General features: G+C 59.2%; 13 protein-coding genes, 1 tRNA gene and 3 pseudogenes. 2 read left to right on the top strand and 15 right to left on the bottom strand.

Annotated elements, in window-relative coordinates; all coding sequences use genetic code 11:
* Nucleotides 1-22 precede the first annotated feature (22 nt).
* The 10 genes from mlaA to ccmA all read right to left on the bottom strand — a co-directional run bounded on the left by mlaA (nucleotide 23) and on the right by ccmA (nucleotide 7,885).
* Nucleotides 23-787: a phospholipid-binding lipoprotein MlaA gene (gene mlaA / locus S7A_RS06235; protein WP_009088933.1), complete on the bottom strand. Its 765-nt coding sequence runs from the start codon at nucleotides 785-787 to the stop codon at nucleotides 23-25.
* A gap of 149 nt (nucleotides 788-936) precedes the next feature.
* Entirely contained in the window at nucleotides 937-2,148 is a 1,212-nt protein-coding gene (gene ccmI / locus S7A_RS06230) for a c-type cytochrome biogenesis protein CcmI (RefSeq protein WP_009088931.1), read from the bottom strand.
* Complete coding sequence (locus S7A_RS06225) at nucleotides 2,145-2,600, bottom strand: cytochrome c-type biogenesis protein (protein ID WP_009088929.1); 456 nt, start codon at nucleotides 2,598-2,600, stop codon at nucleotides 2,145-2,147. The genes ccmI and S7A_RS06225 overlap by 4 nt, the downstream gene beginning before the upstream one ends.
* Nucleotides 2,597-3,154, bottom strand: coding sequence for a DsbE family thiol:disulfide interchange protein (locus S7A_RS06220; protein WP_009088927.1), 558 nt, complete (start codon nucleotides 3,152-3,154; stop codon nucleotides 2,597-2,599). Before S7A_RS06220 ends, S7A_RS06225 begins: the two co-directional genes overlap by 4 nt.
* On the bottom strand, nucleotides 3,151-5,109 hold the full coding sequence (locus S7A_RS06215; RefSeq protein ID WP_009088923.1) for a heme lyase CcmF/NrfE family subunit: 1,959 nt from the start codon (nucleotides 5,107-5,109) through the stop codon (nucleotides 3,151-3,153). The genes S7A_RS06220 and S7A_RS06215 overlap by 4 nt, the downstream gene beginning before the upstream one ends.
* Nucleotides 5,106-5,591: a cytochrome c maturation protein CcmE gene (gene ccmE, locus S7A_RS06210; protein WP_009088922.1), complete on the bottom strand. Its 486-nt coding sequence runs from the start codon at nucleotides 5,589-5,591 to the stop codon at nucleotides 5,106-5,108. The genes S7A_RS06215 and ccmE overlap by 4 nt, the downstream gene beginning before the upstream one ends.
* Nucleotides 5,588-5,821 (bottom strand): heme exporter protein CcmD, encoded by a 234-nt coding sequence (ccmD, locus tag S7A_RS06205; protein WP_009088921.1) that lies wholly within the window; start codon nucleotides 5,819-5,821, stop codon nucleotides 5,588-5,590. Before ccmD ends, ccmE begins: the two co-directional genes overlap by 4 nt.
* Nucleotides 5,818-6,558 (bottom strand): heme ABC transporter permease, encoded by a 741-nt coding sequence (locus S7A_RS06200; protein WP_009088920.1) that lies wholly within the window; start codon nucleotides 6,556-6,558, stop codon nucleotides 5,818-5,820. Before S7A_RS06200 ends, ccmD begins: the two co-directional genes overlap by 4 nt.
* Before the next feature lie 50 nt (nucleotides 6,559-6,608).
* Nucleotides 6,609-7,268, bottom strand: coding sequence for a heme exporter protein CcmB (gene ccmB / locus S7A_RS06195; protein WP_009088919.1), 660 nt, complete (start codon nucleotides 7,266-7,268; stop codon nucleotides 6,609-6,611).
* A complete protein-coding gene (gene ccmA / locus S7A_RS06190; RefSeq protein ID WP_009088917.1) occupies nucleotides 7,268-7,885 on the bottom strand; it encodes a cytochrome c biogenesis heme-transporting ATPase CcmA in 618 nt (205 codons plus the stop codon). Before ccmA ends, ccmB begins: the two co-directional genes overlap by 1 nt.
* Before the next feature lie 242 nt (nucleotides 7,886-8,127).
* Here ccmA and S7A_RS06185 point away from each other — a divergent pair, with 242 nt between their 5' ends.
* Both S7A_RS06185 and S7A_RS06180 read left to right on the top strand, forming a co-directional pair.
* Nucleotides 8,128-9,075: a formate/nitrite transporter family protein gene (locus tag S7A_RS06185; protein WP_009088915.1), complete on the top strand. Its 948-nt coding sequence runs from the start codon at nucleotides 8,128-8,130 to the stop codon at nucleotides 9,073-9,075.
* A 177-nt stretch (nucleotides 9,076-9,252) separates the two neighbouring features.
* A tRNA-Arg gene (locus S7A_RS06180) sits at nucleotides 9,253-9,324 on the top strand.
* A 257-nt stretch (nucleotides 9,325-9,581) separates the two neighbouring features.
* On the opposite strand, the gene S7A_RS06175 is transcribed toward S7A_RS06180, so the two are convergent.
* The 5 genes and pseudogenes from S7A_RS06175 to S7A_RS06160 form a co-directional block, all read right to left on the bottom strand.
* A complete protein-coding gene (locus S7A_RS06175; protein WP_009088913.1) occupies nucleotides 9,582-10,967 on the bottom strand; it encodes a VasL domain-containing protein in 1,386 nt (461 codons plus the stop codon).
* Between the two features lie 116 nt (nucleotides 10,968-11,083).
* Nucleotides 11,084-11,554 carry a hypothetical protein gene (locus S7A_RS06170; protein WP_009088911.1) on the bottom strand — a complete coding sequence of 157 codons (471 nt, stop codon included), beginning with the start codon at nucleotides 11,552-11,554 and terminating at the stop codon, nucleotides 11,084-11,086.
* Nucleotides 11,555-11,568: 14 nt separating this feature from the next.
* Nucleotides 11,569-11,763, bottom strand: a pseudogene (locus S7A_RS20730) (type VI secretion system baseplate subunit TssE); the annotation flags it as partial.
* Nucleotides 11,760-12,308 (bottom strand): annotated as a pseudogene (gene vgrG / locus S7A_RS06165) (type VI secretion system tip protein VgrG); the annotation flags it as partial. The pseudogenes vgrG and S7A_RS20730, both read right to left, overlap by 4 nt.
* 170 nt (nucleotides 12,309-12,478) lie before the next feature.
* Nucleotides 12,479-14,230 (bottom strand): annotated as a pseudogene (locus S7A_RS06160) (AAA family ATPase); the annotation flags it as partial.
* Nucleotides 14,231-14,336: the final 106 nt, after the last annotated feature.

Below are 14,336 nucleotides of genomic sequence, written 5' to 3'. Positions count from 1 at the left end.
TCAGGGAGCCTGCGTCCTGCGTTTACTGCGCGTCGATATCCTTCAGGTCATCCTGAATCGCAGCGGCGTTTGGATTCTCTTCCGGCTTGAGTTTGCCGCCACGCGCCAGGAAGTCGTGACGCTGGAAGTAGGCGTTACGGATAAAGGCGTACGGATCGCTCTGCTGCTTCAGGATCGCATCGGAATCCAGCAGTTGCGCGCGGGTCTCAATCCCCTCCAGCGTCCACTTACCAATCGACATCGGCCAGGTCAGCCAGCCGAGGATCGGATAGAGGGTATCAACGTAGTCACCGCCATCCTGCCGTATAGTGAAGCTGCCGTAAGCCGGCAGCTCAACGTAAGGACCATAGCCGACACCATAGTGGCCCAGCGTGGTGCCGAAACGGTGCGGCTGTTCACGCGCCAGTTCCGGATTGGCTTTACCGGCGACGTCAATGAAACCACCCAGACCCAGCACGCTGTTCAGGAAGAAACGGGTGAAGTGGATACCCGCATCGCGTCCGTCACCGACCAGAATGGCGTTAACCATGCTGGCGGGCTCTTCCAGGTTGCCGAGGAAATTGCTCAGGCCGGTTCGTGCAGGCACCGGCACATAGTCGCGCCAGGCGACAGCGACCGGACGCAGCACATAGGGATCCAGCACATTGTAGTTAAAGTTAAACATCGTGCGGTTAAAGCCTTCGAACGGATCGCTGCGCTGCGCAGGATCGCTATTTGACGGCTTTGAACTGGCACAACCTACCAGAAGGACGCTGGCCACAGCCAGGCTGGTCAGGCGATAATTCATTCCAATCTCCCTGTGCGGATGAAAAAGGGCTACCCATCGTTCAGGCACAGCCCGGCGTCGAATCGGCTTACCCGATGAGCATAGCTGACTTTATGCCAGAGGCAGCAGGCAATGGCACGCAGCGACCTGAACAGGATCGTTGATGACGTTCAGGGAAGCTGCTGATTAATCTCTACCGCGATCGGCTGATGACCATCCCAGGGCGTCACGGCGCTCTCACCCAGCCAGTCACCCGGCTGCGGGGTGGCGCTGCCGTCGCGGGAGATACGCACCCGAACCGCGACCTGATGCTGCGCCGACAGCAGGCGATCCGGCATCATGGCATTGTTGTCATCCAGCGTCAGCGACAGCGGGAAGTGGCTCAGCGGCATGCGCTTCACTGCCACCGGCACCGGTGACGTCCCGTCAGAAACCGAAATATACAACACTCCGTCCTGCGGTAACATTTTTTCTGCCTGCGGGGTCAGCCGCACGGTCAGCGCCAGCTGACGGCTCTGCTCTCCGGCATCGCTTCTCGCCTGCTCAATGCTGCGGGCGATCATCGCGCGTCGTGTGTCACCGGCAGGCAGCACGTTCAGCAGGGCCTGCCAGGCCTCAATCGCCTGATCGTACTGCTGCTGGCCGTAGGCGTTAAATGCCAGCAGACCAAGCGTACGCGGGTTTTGCGGCTCCGCTTTCAGCAGGGCGCGCAGCAGCAGTGACGCCTGACGGTTATCCTGCGGATCGGGAGAGCGCGTCAGCACCTCTGCATAATCCTGCTTCAGCGTCATATCGTTGGGTGAGAGCTGTAACGCATGCTCAAACGCCTGACTGGCGATATCAGCCTGATTCAGCACCATGCCAAGCCGCCCCAGCATGGTCCAGTCGGCCAGATTATCCGGTTCCGTTTGCAGGGCGGTACGCAATCCGAGCTCTAAACGTGCCAGCTCCTCCATGCTGAGCGGTCTGGCGCCGGGGTCCATCAGCCGCGCACGCAGCGCAGGGTACGCCTGCTGCACCTGCATCCAGCCGGTGTACTGCGTCAGGCCGCCGGTTTTCAGATAGGTTCCCAGCGACACCCCAATCAGCACGAGCAGGCCCGGCAGCAAAATCCAGCGGCTGCTGCTGTGGGACGGGAGGCTCTGCGCCGGCGGGATATCGGCCAGCAGCGTCTGCTGTAACTCGCGCTCCATTACCGGGCGCTCAGCAACAACGCCCTGCTCTTCATCCTGCGCCAGCTCATCGATCCGCTGATGGTAAAAGCGCTGATTGAGGCGATCGCGGTCGCCCGGGCTGGCATGACGCTGCCGCCAGCCTGCGGCCAGGAACAGCGTGCACGCCGCCAGCAGTAACAGAAAAAGGGTAATCCAGAATGCACTCATGACGGCTTCCTGTCTGACTTCAGTAAGGCATCGAGACGCTGTTGCTCAGCGTCATCCAGCGCACTGTGGGTGTGACGCCGACGGCTGCGCAGAATAATCACCGCGCCACCCAGCAGCACAAACAGCGCCGGGCCAGCCCACAGGATCAGCGTTGACGGGGTCAGTGGTGGCGAATAAGAGACGAAGTTGCCGTAGCGCGCCACCATATAATCAACGATCTGCTGGCAGCTCTGCCCCTGCTTCATCAGCTCATAAACTTTCAGCCGCATATCGGCGGCAATCATGGCATTCGAGTCGGCGATGCTGTTGTTCTGACATTTCGGACAGCGCAGTGATGCGGTGAGGTCACGGTATTGCGCCTCCTGAGCCGGAGAGTCAAATTGCAGTGTGTCGATGGTCGCCCACAGATTGATGCTGAACAGCAGGCCACAGATCAGTAACAGCGATCTCATGATCCCGCCTCCGCACTGTATTTCATCCACAACGGTTTCACTTCCTGCTCCCAGACGCGCGCGTTGAGATCGCCGGCGTGGCGATAGCGGATAATCCCTTTACCGTCGATCAGAAAAGTTTCCGGTGCGCCATAAACGCCGAGGTCGAGTCCCAGCATGCCGCTGCCATCGTAGAGACTCAGGGCGTAGGGATTACCCAGCGTGTTCAGCCAGTTAACCGCCTTATGGCGATCGTCTTTGTAGTTCAGGCCGACCACCCGAATGCCCTGCTCCGCCAGCGTATTCAGATAGTGATGTTCGGCGCGGCAGGTCGGACACCAGGTTGCCCAGACGTTCAGCAGTATCGGCCTGCCATCGGTCAGCACGCGCTGGTCGTAGGTTTTGCCGGGCTGGTCGAGCGCTTCCAGCCGGAACAGCGGCACCGGTTTACCGATCAGCGCCGATTCAAGACGGGTCGGATCGTCGCCATCCGCATTGCGGGTCAGCTGCCACAGCAGCGCCGCTGCCAGCAGCAGAAACAGCACCAGCGGGATAAACAGGATTTTCTTGTTCATGCGCGCTCCTCACGTGCGGCTTTTTTGCGCGAGCGATAGCGGGGATCCCACAGGCAGAACAGGCCCCCCAGCGCCATCAGTACGCCGCCAGCCCAGATCCAGCGGACAAAGGGTTTGTAGTAGATACGCACCGCCCAGCCGCCATCCTCCAGCTCCTCGCCCAGCGCTGCATAGAGATCGCGGCTGAAACCCCCATCAATCGCCGCTTCGGTCATCATGGTTCGGGCCGCGGTATAGAAGCGTTTTTCCGCCTGCAGCGTCGCTTCCGGTTTTCCGTTGCGCGTGACATCGATAATCCCCATGCCCCCGCTGTAGTTAGGCCCCTGCAGGTTCTGCACGCCGCGGAAGACAAAGTGATAGTGATGGATGTCTACGCTATCCCCCGCCCGCATCCGTACGTCACGCTCCACGCTGTACTGCGTGCTGAAGGCGATACCAATCACCGTGACCCCGACGCCAAGGTGGCCCAGCACCATGCCCCAGTGGCTGCGGGAGAGGTGACGCAGCCCGGTCAGAAACGGATGGCGATGCGTGGCGCGTTCGTGCAGTTCCAGCAGCGTCAGCACAATGATCCAGAGGGACATCAGTAAGCCCACCACGGTCATCGCCGCAATGCGATCCTGCAGCCACCAGGGAATCATCATCGAACAGGCCAGGGTAACGAGCAGCGCCAGCGCCAGCCGTTTGGCCAGTTTCTGCGGTTCATCGCGCCGCCAGCGTACCAGCGGCCCGATCCCCATCAGCAGCGCAAACGGCGCCATCAGCCAGCTGAACATCGTATTGAAGAACGGCTCACCCACCGAAATGCTGCCCAGTCCCAGCTGCTTGTGCACCAGCGGCAACAGCGTGCCGAGCAGTACCACCAGCATGGCCGCAATCAGCAGCACATTGTTGCCCAACAGAAAGGATTCCCGTGACCAGGTTTCGTTCTGTACCCGGCTCCGCACCTGCCCCCCTTTGATCGCATAGAGCAGCAGCGAACTGCCGATGACAATCACCAGAAACGCGAGGATAAACATGCCGCGCGCCGGATCGGAAGCGAACGAGTGGACCGACACCAGCACGCCGGAGCGCACCAGGAACGTGCCGAGCAGGCTGAGCGAAAAGGCGGTGATCGCCAGCAGCACGGTCCAGGCCTTAAAGGTGCCACGCTTTTCGGTGACGGCCAGCGAGTGGATCAGCGCCGTGCCCGCCAGCCACGGCATGAACGAGGCATTCTCTACCGGATCCCAGAACCACCAGCCGCCCCAGCCCAGTTCGTAATAGGCCCAGGCCGAGCCCAGCACAATGCCGATAGTCAGGAAGACCCAGGCCGCGGTGGTCCAGGGGCGCGACCAGCGCGCCCACGCGGTATCGAGCCGTCCGGCCATCAGCGAAGCGATGGCAAACGCAAAGGCCACCGAGAACCCGACATAACCCATGTAGAGCAGCGGCGGATGGAAGATCAGGCCGATATCCTGCAGCATCGGGTTCAGGTCGTGCCCGTCTACAGGGAAGTCGGGCAGCGTGCGGGCAAACGGATTCGACGTCAGCAGGATAAACAGCAGGAAGCCGAGATTGATCATCCCCATGACCGCCAGTACGCGCGCCAGCGCGTCCTGTGGCATACCGCGACTGAAGATCGCCACGGCTAAGGTCCAGGTGCTGAGCAGCAACACCCATAGCAGCAGCGATCCCTCATGCGCGCCCCAGGTGGCGGCAATGCGGTAGTAGACCGGCAGCAGGCTGTTGGAGTTGGTGACAACATAGGCCACGGTAAAATCGTTGGAGATAAAAGCCCAGACAAGCAGCATAAAGGCCGCAGCGATACAGACAAACAGCCCACAGGCCAGCGGGCGCGCCATCGCCATCAGCCGCGCATCCTGACGAATTGCGCCCCAGAGCGGATAGCTGCTGAGCAGCAGCGCCAGCCCCAGCGCCAGACAAAGCAGAAAAGTCCCGGTTTCCGGCATCATGATGATTTATTTCCCGCCTGATACTGTGACTGCGGGCCGTTGTGATTGCTTTTCATTGCGTCTTCTATCTCCGGCGGCGTATATTTCTCATCGTGTTTGGCCAGCACTTCTCTGGCAACGATCTGGTTACCGTCCGCCAGCACGCCCTGCGCCACGACGCCCTGCCCTTCCCGGAACAGATCCGGCAGGATGCCTTCAAAACTGACGCTGACGACGCCGCGCGCATCATAAAGTTTGAACGTTACCGCCAGGCTGTTCGGGTCCCGGTGCACGCTGCCGGGCATCACCATGCCACCGACGCGCAGCCGCTGGCCCGCCTCCGGCTTCTCATGCGCCTCGCCTTTGCCATAGAGGATTTCACCCGGGGTATAAAACAGATCGATGTTTGAGCGCAGCGCATACATCACCAGCGCGGTGGCCAGGCCCAGGCCAAGCAGAATCGCAACGGCCGCACAGAGGCGATTGCGTCGACGGCTATTCACACACTCTCTCCTGCCGCTTCAGCCGCGGCTTTTCTGGATTTAGCTGCCCGGATGCGACGTTCACGCGCATCACGCTGGCGGATCTCCGCCAGCAGGCGGCGGCGCAGTAACAGGGTATGCAGCGTCAGTCCCGCCAGCGGAAGCAGCGTGCAGGCCACCGCCAGCCAGACGTAAAAGGCGTAGCCGCCCATGGCAAAAAAGGCGTGCCAGGAGGAAAAGGCCGGCGTCATTTCTGCTCTCCCCGTTTTGCGACGTCAAGAGCCCAGGGGCGATGGCGTTCCGTTAACAGAATCAGGTTGCGCAGCCGCATCAGCGTCAGCGTGATAAACAGCAGCAGATAACCGAGGATGGCCCAGCGCAGCGGCGTTCGCATCACCGGCGCAATCGCCTGCTGAAGGATGCCGGACGAGCCCTGATGCAGGGTATTCCACCACTGCACCGAGAAGTGGATGATGGGCAGGTTGACCACGCCGACCAGAATCAGGACGCCGGCGGCCCGGCCTGCGGTGCGGCGGTCATCGAACGCGTGCCAGAGTGCAATCACGCCCATATAGAGGAAAAGTAACACCAGCTCCGAGGTGAGGCGTGCATCCCAGATCCACCAGGTTCCCCACATCGGTTTGCCCCACGCGGAACCGGTGACCAGCGCAATAAAGGTAAAGACCGCGCCCACGGGTGCCATGGCGGCGGCAACCAGATCGGCCATTTTCATCTGCCACACCAGACCGGTAAACGCCGCGACGGCCATGGCGGCATAGATGCCCATCGACCACATGGCAGCGGGCACATGGATATACATGATGCGAAAACTGTCGCCCTGCTGATAGTCAGCGGGAGCAAATCCAAATCCCCAGATCCAGCCCAGCAGTAATGTCGCCACGCCTGCTATCGCAAACCAGGGCACCAGGCGCCCCGAAAGCTGATAGAGCCGTTCGGGCCGGGCCAGCTGATGTAACGCTTTCCACATATCAAATGCTCACATTAACGATAAAAAAGGCCGCGTCTTTTTATGCACGGTTACTGCAACGTAATCCGTAACGCCGCCGCCGTGGCAAACGGCGAGAGCGTGGCGCTGCCTGCCAGCATCGCGCCAAGAATCGCCAGATAGCCACCCATCGGCAGGCCCTGACTGGCGGCTTCCATCGCGGCACTGGCGAAGATCAACACCGGAATCGCCAGCGGCAACACCAGCAGACTGAGCAATACTCCGCCCCGGCGTAATCCCACCGTCAGCCCGACGCCGATGGCACCGAGAAAACTCAGGGTGGGCGTGCCGAGCAGCAGCGTCAGGGCCATCGCCCGCCAGCCATTGAAATCCAGCGACAGCAGCAGCGCCGCCAGCGGCGACAGGATAATCAGCGGCAGACCGGTGATCAGCCAGTGCGCCACGACTTTGCCGATGACCGTCACCGGCAGCGGCGAAGGCAGCAGCAGAAGCTGCTCCAGCGAACCGTCGCTGAAATCGTCGCGAAACAGGCGCTCCAGCGCCAGCAGCGACGCCAGCAGCGCCGCCACCCAGGCGACACCCGGCGCAATGCGCGCCAGCTGCTGCGGATCAGGTCCGATACCCAGCGGAAACAGGGTAATCACAATCAGGAAAAACCACAGCGGATTGACCACATCAGCGCCGCCACGAAAGGCGATACGCAATTCACGCTGAATCAGGCGAAACAGCATCAGCTTGCCTCCGCATCGCCAAGGCGAATTTTACGCACCCGCGCGGCCGCAGCGGGTAGATCCTGATGGGTTGTCAGGATCACGGCGCCCCCGTTATCGGCATGGGCGGCAAATCTGGCCATTAATTTTTCAACCCCCGCTTTGTCGATGGCGGTCAGCGGCTCATCCAGGATCCAGACGCGGGCCTGGCTGAGCCAGAGGCGCGCCAGCGCGACGCGACGCTGCTGACCCGCCGACAACCGGCTTACCGGCACCTCTTCGTCACCCGTGAGGTCGACACTGTCAAGCGCAGCAAAAATCTGCGCGTCACTGCAGTCAGGATGGTAGAACCGCAGATTTTCCAGCGGCGTGAGGACGCCTTTAACGCCGGGATGATGGCCCAGATAAAGCATTGCCTGATGCCAGGCGTCGCGCTGCCGCAGGATCGGCTGCTGCTGCCAGCGTATCTCACCCTGCTCAGGACGGCTCAGCCCCGCCAGCAGTCGCAGTAGCGAGGTTTTACCGGCACCGTTGGGGCCTTCAATCTGCACAATGTCACCGGCAGAGACGCGAAATGAGAGCTGCTGAAACAGCGCGCGTTCATCGTATGCACAAGTGAGCGTAATGATTTCCAACATCGAGGGGGGAATCGCACCAGCTAAAAGTGGCCGGGATATTACCACAATGTTGCTAAGGGCCGAAGTCTGAGCCGCTGCTCAGGCGCGCTGTCAGGGGTTTATTCGTGCGGTCTGGCGCTGAGTCTGAATAAAAATGCAGGTATGAAAAAGCTTGTTACGCTTATTCGCATCGCTCGTTACATAATTGGCAAATAAAAAACAGCTACGCTTATTACGCCACAGCACTATCACCAGGAGAAAATATGAAGCCTTCATCAGGTAATGAACAGGGTCCTAACGACGTCGATAGCGAAGAGAAGGACAAGGGCACTGACATCGAAGTCGATGAGGAGGCATTACCCTCCCGCGCCGCGGCGATCCATGAAGAGATCCGTCAGGATGGGGAGAAAGAGCTGGAGCGTGACGGGATGGCCCTGCTCTGGTCAGCCATTGCCGCAGGCCTCTCCATGAGTGCCTCACTGATGGCGAAGGGGATATTTAAGGTCCACCTTGATGGCGTGCCGGGTGCATTTCTGCTGGAAAATCTCGGCTACACCTTTGGCTTTGTCATCGTCATTATGGCGCGCCAGCAGTTATTTACCGAAAATACCGTCACGGCAGTGCTGCCGGTCATGCACAAACCGACCTGGGGTAATGGCGGTCTGCTGTTACGGTTATGGGGTATTGTCCTGCTGGGTAACCTGATCGGTACGGCACTGGGTGCGCTGGCCTTTAACGAGATGCCCATTTTTGACGAGGCGACCCGTCAGGCCTTTACCGACATCAGCATGAAAGTGATGGAGAACTCGCCCGGCTCGATGTTTGCCAACGCCGTCATTTCCGGCTGGATTATCGCCACCATGGTCTGGATGTTCCCCTCTGCGGGCGGGGCCAAACTGGTGGTCATTGTCATGATGACCTGGCTGGTTGCGCTGGGCGATCTGGCGCACATCGTGGTGGGATCGGTGGAGGTGCTCTATCTGGTCTTCAATGGCAGCATCAGCTGGCATGAGTTCCTCTGGCCGTTTGCCCTGCCTACCCTGCTCGGCAACATCACCGGCGGCACCCTGATTTTTGCGCTGATCAGTCACGCACAGATCCGTAATGACATGAGTGAAGCGGCGGTCGCCAAAGCGAAGGCGGAAAAGCGCAGGCAGGAGAAGCGTCGTGAGCGTGAAGAGCGCGGAGAAAAAGAGGAAGGTGCTGAATAACTGTCGTCAGGTAAAAAAGTGCAGCGCAGAAGGATTTGCGCTGCACGTGTTATCTGGCCCCTGCATGAAAAAAGTGGTCTCAAAAGAGAGGCTGAACAGCGACATTGCTGACGTAATGAGCAAACGCGCGGCGACCTGATGAATCTCATCGCCTGTTTCGCTATACTGCGTGCCGCTGTCCCCTTAGTTAAATGGATATAACGAGCCCCTCCTAAGGGCTAGTTGCAGGTTCGATTCCTGCAGGGGACAATATCTGCCCTCTCCTTTACACCTGCCCGCATTACAAAACCTGCTTTTTACCGGCGCGATAACTCCTCACGGGTAATTGGGTCAGAATGCTGTCCATGACGTTTCGTCACACACCGATTCTGACCCGGTAATACGATTTCCGGAATGTCACTCGGGCAGGCATTGAGCAAAGTCTGCAGAACATTCATCCGCGCTGACTGCATCGCGGTCACCATGCTTATAGCGGACTTAATCACACCGCCTTTTCGCGCCTGCGACTACTCTGCGGCATTCTGTTTTATTTCAGCATAGCTGGCTGTTAACTGTTTCAGATGCATCTCCAGCTGCGCGCGGGCTGCCGCAGGCAAAGGCGCACCAGCCGGTTGTTGAGACAATACGCGCAGTTGTTCTTCAGCGGGTATCGATCTGTTAAATGAGTGCATCGCAGTAAAAACGATGGATTTCAGCTCACTCACCGTGATGTATTTGCCTTTCTGCTGATCCAGCCCGTTCAGCCTGTTGCTCAGGTTTTTTAGCGTTGTCATCCCCTGATCCCAGCCATTGCGCTGCTCTGGCGACAACACGGCCGCGTTAAGGTTTTGCTGCCACTGATCTGCCAGGGATTTGCCCTGCTCCGGCCACAGCGCCTGAGCCTGCTCTGTGAGTGTCCGGCTGTAGGCGATACTCCAGTCAGGAGGCAATCTGTCCAGTCGGGCCAGCTGCTGCTCCGTTTGTGTAATGAGAGACTGGGGTAGCGGCGGTTGCCGGCGTAACCGCTCCAGATCTTCCGGCGCAAGCGGTGAAGGTAGCGGTGCCAGCGATGCGGCAAACCGGACCTTCAGGGGTTCGGACCGGTTCAGAGAATGCCATGCCCACCCTGCCGCCATGCATATCATCAGCATGGCGCACATCCCGGCAGCAAAGAATGTCCATCTGTTAACCGGGACGGGCGCAGCGGCCAGCACGTCCACGTTCGGCTGCGGTTCCGATTGCGCGACATATATCCACTTCACTGCCCTGCCCTGAGCATCATCAGACCGGCAACCGGCAGGCTCCTTTGAGGCGGCTGTCGCCTCCTTCATCACGGTGGCAGGCAATACGGTATCTGGCTGAGTGTCCGGCGCGGTGCAGGCCGTGCCATCACTATTTTCCAGCCGGACAGCACTCATGTGAATCTGAGTACGCAACGTATCGAGCTGGCTCAGATGCTTAAGCTCCAGACGCTGCAGTACCTCTCCCAGTCCGGTAAGCAGTTGCTCCGCCCGATAGAGCTGGCTGAGGTCGCTGTAATTTAACGGGAGCGAGCGCATTCGTTGCTGCAAACGGTGACTCAGACTGCTGAGGATTTCCATACGGGCATGGACTGGCTGAGGCCACAGCGCCCCCCACTGATGTCTGACCAGGGCCTCGATTATCGTCAGCCCTTCATTGAGCCCGAATAAGCCAGCCAGTTGCGCACGCGCCAGCGTATACCAGGCTGCCGTTTGCAATTCCACGCCGTTCTGCTCAAACAGTGAAAGGCAGAGCTTTTCAACATACTGCCAGTTCACATCCGGGCGCGCCGGATGTGTCAGCTTACCGAGTTCATCGCGCAGGGCGCTGTAATCCGGCAGCGTGCGCGGATCACCGCCGGTTTTGATTTTTCGCGGGGAAGTGTCATTCATGACCAGTTGTCCATTGGGTAGATCTGAAGGGATGAAAGATGTTCGTTTAAATGGCAGGGAGGATTTCAGGCAATTAACAGGTTTAAAAATCACGCACTCTTTTACAGCCTCAGACGCTACTGCAGGAGCGCAATAATCAGGCTAAAAAATGTGCTCTCGTTAAACCCCTGCCCGGAACGGGAGAGATCACCAGACGGAGCAAAGGTCCAGTCGTTCACCGAAACTGACCGCATGAATAGTCGTCCCAATGGCGTCACCTGCACGCCATCCCGGAAGGTCACCTCCACGCATCCTGTTACGCCCTGACCGTACAGGAATACCGGCACAAAGTTTACAGACCGGTTGTCGATATGGAGGACGATACTGGCAATCTCAAACGCTCCGCTGTCGACCAGCAGGTCCGTGACGGACACGGACTGCGTTTCAACATGCAGGCCGGTATCTGTCAGCCATATATCCATCTGCTCCTGAAGCTGTGTCATTCGCAGGCGGAATGCCGCTATATCAGCCTGCGTTTTACAGGTAAATGAGACCGGGTCACGTTGCCTGTCCTGCAGTTTTTTGAGGAACTGTGTTTTTAGAGACATGGTGCTTTCTGGCCTCAGATCCGGGTTGTGGTGTCGAGATAGTGATGTTGCTTCAGGTGCCTCAACAGCACCCGCCCCTCGGGCATAAACTCAGTGCCGTAGCGGACAAGTCCGACGCCTTTCAGCTCTGCATCAATGGCATAGCGCAGTTCGCCGGGCACGTGCTGCTCAAGCAGAACAACGTCTATCTTTTTCAGGCGGGGCTCATACCCACTTCACCCAGCAGGCGGGTGATAAAGTGCAGGTCATCCTCACCGTACTGCATCACCTGCTCACGGCGCGGGTACTCTTTTGACAGCGAGAACAGAAAATCCTGGCCGCGCATGTTGTGACGCTCGCGCAGGATTTTTTCCACAATCTGCGGGACCGACATGTCCTGATAGATGGCGTTCTGGTGCGAACGGTCGAGCAGCGCCAGGCGTGGCCGGAGTGTCAGGGCATAATGGGTTTCATCTTTTGAGGTGCTGAGGCGTTCAAAGCCGGTCACTACCCCCTGAAGGGTGCGCACGGCCTGCTGCACTTTAATGCCGTAACCCTGGTCCACCGGGGCCTGCACCGTCAGCGAGCCGGTTTTCATCAGCATCATCTCTTTGCTGATGGCATGGTCAGAGCTTGTGAATTCAATGCGGTAGCTGAACGGTTTACTTAAGGCCTCATCGCCCTCAAAGGCCAGCACGTCAGGTTCCGCCGTACAGCCTTTCACTGCCAGCATGTGGTGGTTATGACTGAATCTGATCGGGGGATGACTGCTCATACGTTCTCTCCCTCAGTCCGGTTAAAGTCCAGCGAGATACCTTCTTCGTCGCTCCAGCCGAGCGTCAGGGTGTGTGGTTTCTGCTTCGCGGCCATGTGGGTCAGCAGTTGCTGGCTCAGCACCGGCAGAATCTGCTGATTAAGCAGGCTGTCGACGTTGCGTGCGCCGGCAACCACGCGTTTGCCGATTTCCTTCTCCAGGCTCAGCAGTTCGGTCTGTTCGTCTTTCATCAGCGAAGAGAGCGGCACGCCTGTCCAGTCGGCAATGACGGTGGCAACGGTGCGCACGTCCACATCGATCGAGAGCAGTGGATTGCTGTGCTGCATTCCGTTCAGTTGCTGTTGCAGCGCGTGAGTTTCGCCCTGACGGGAGAAGTCCTGGCGGCTTTGCAGCAACTGCTCTGCGACTTTCAGCTCCTGACCGTGCCGGGTTTCCAGCTCATCAAGTTTGAGGATCAGTTGTACTTCTTCCTGCCCGATAAGCGTCAGACGCTCGCTGTGGCTCTGACTGCCAAAAGCAATATCTTCCAGCAGTGCCTGCTTCTCCATTTCAAGCGAAGTAATCTGCGCGCGAATGCGGGTCAGCTGCTCCGGAACGGTATCAAGGCTCATGCGCACGCGGGCGGCGGCGGTGTCGAGCAAATCGACCGCTTTGTCCGGCAGCTGGCGACCGGTCAGATAACGGCGGGAGAGCGTGACCGCAGCGCGCACTGCATCATCGGTGATATGCACGTTATGGTGCTCGGCATAGCGGGATTTGAGACCGCGCAGCATCAGGCAGGCGGTCTCATCATCCGGCTCGTCGACCTTTACCATCTGAAAGCGACGCTCCAGCGCGGCATCGCGCTCGAAGTACTGTTTGTACTCGCTCCAGGTGGTCGCGGCGAGAGTGCGCAGTTCGCCGCGCGCCAGCGCCGGTTTCAGCAGGTTGGCGGCATCCGCGCCACCCGCCTGATTACCGGCACCGATAATGGTGTGGGCTTCGTCGATAAACAGCAGAATCGGTAGCGGAGACTGCTGCACCGCGTCGATGATGTTTTTCAGACGCTGTTCGAACTCGCCTTTCACGCCCGCGCCCGCCTGCAGCAGCCCCAAATCCAGGGTGCGCAGAACAACCGGCCTGAGAGATTCCGGCACGTTGCCTTCGGCTATACGCAGCGCCAGGCCTTCCACCAGCGCGGTTTTCCCCACACCCGGTTCGCCCACCAGAATCGGGTTGTTCTTGCGACGGCGCGAGAGAATGTCCACCATCTGGCGGATTTCCGTATCACGGCCAAACACCGGGTCGATTTTGCCCTCTTTCGCTTTCGCAGTGACATCGAGGGTGAATTTATCCAGCGCGTTCTGCAGCGCCGGGCTCAGCTCGCCTTCTTTCAGCTCGGCACCCACCGGACGGCCGACAAATTCCATCCCGCCGCTGTGGCTCTGCGCAAGTTCCGCTTCCTGCTGCAGTTCCGGGCGTTCGTCCGACTGTGCATCGAGCAGCGGACGCAGACGTTCCAGCTGACTCTGGCCCAGTGTCAGGAGTGGCCACAGCCCGTCACAGCGCACCAGTTTCTGTTTATCTGCCAGCGCCATTAGCAGATGGACGCTGCGGATTTGTTCCTCACCGTTCAGAGAAGCAATCAGCCAGGCTTGCTGCAGCAATGTCTGAATGGTGTCAGACAGTTGAGGACGCTGGCGTACTGAACGCGGCTGCTTATCCAGCCAGGCAAGCAAATCCTGCCAGATGGCGTCCATATCCCACTCATAGCGGCGGGCCAGCACCGTCAGATCACCTTCACCCTGCTCCAGCAGTTTCAGCAGCCAGTGCTCCGGCAGGATTTCAGCATGGGCGCGAATCTGACACAGGGAAGCTGCCCCTTCCATCGCACGGGCGCAGTAAGGGTTGAGACGTCGAAGAAGGATTGCCGGGTTTTCCATATTTGCTTGCTCACTGTTGAGGACCGTTCAGGCACGCTACCGCCCCTGGCCGTTACCGAGGCCCATGAGGTCTGTTTCCGGGATGTGATGTTTTTTGCTGAGCGCC

This window comes from Pantoea sp. Sc1 (genome assembly GCF_000255315.1).
GTDB lineage: Bacteria > Pseudomonadota > Gammaproteobacteria > Enterobacterales > Enterobacteriaceae > Pantoea > Pantoea anthophila.
The sequence above is the reverse complement of the archived record's forward strand: the minus strand, read 5'-3'. Positions and strand labels throughout refer to the sequence as shown.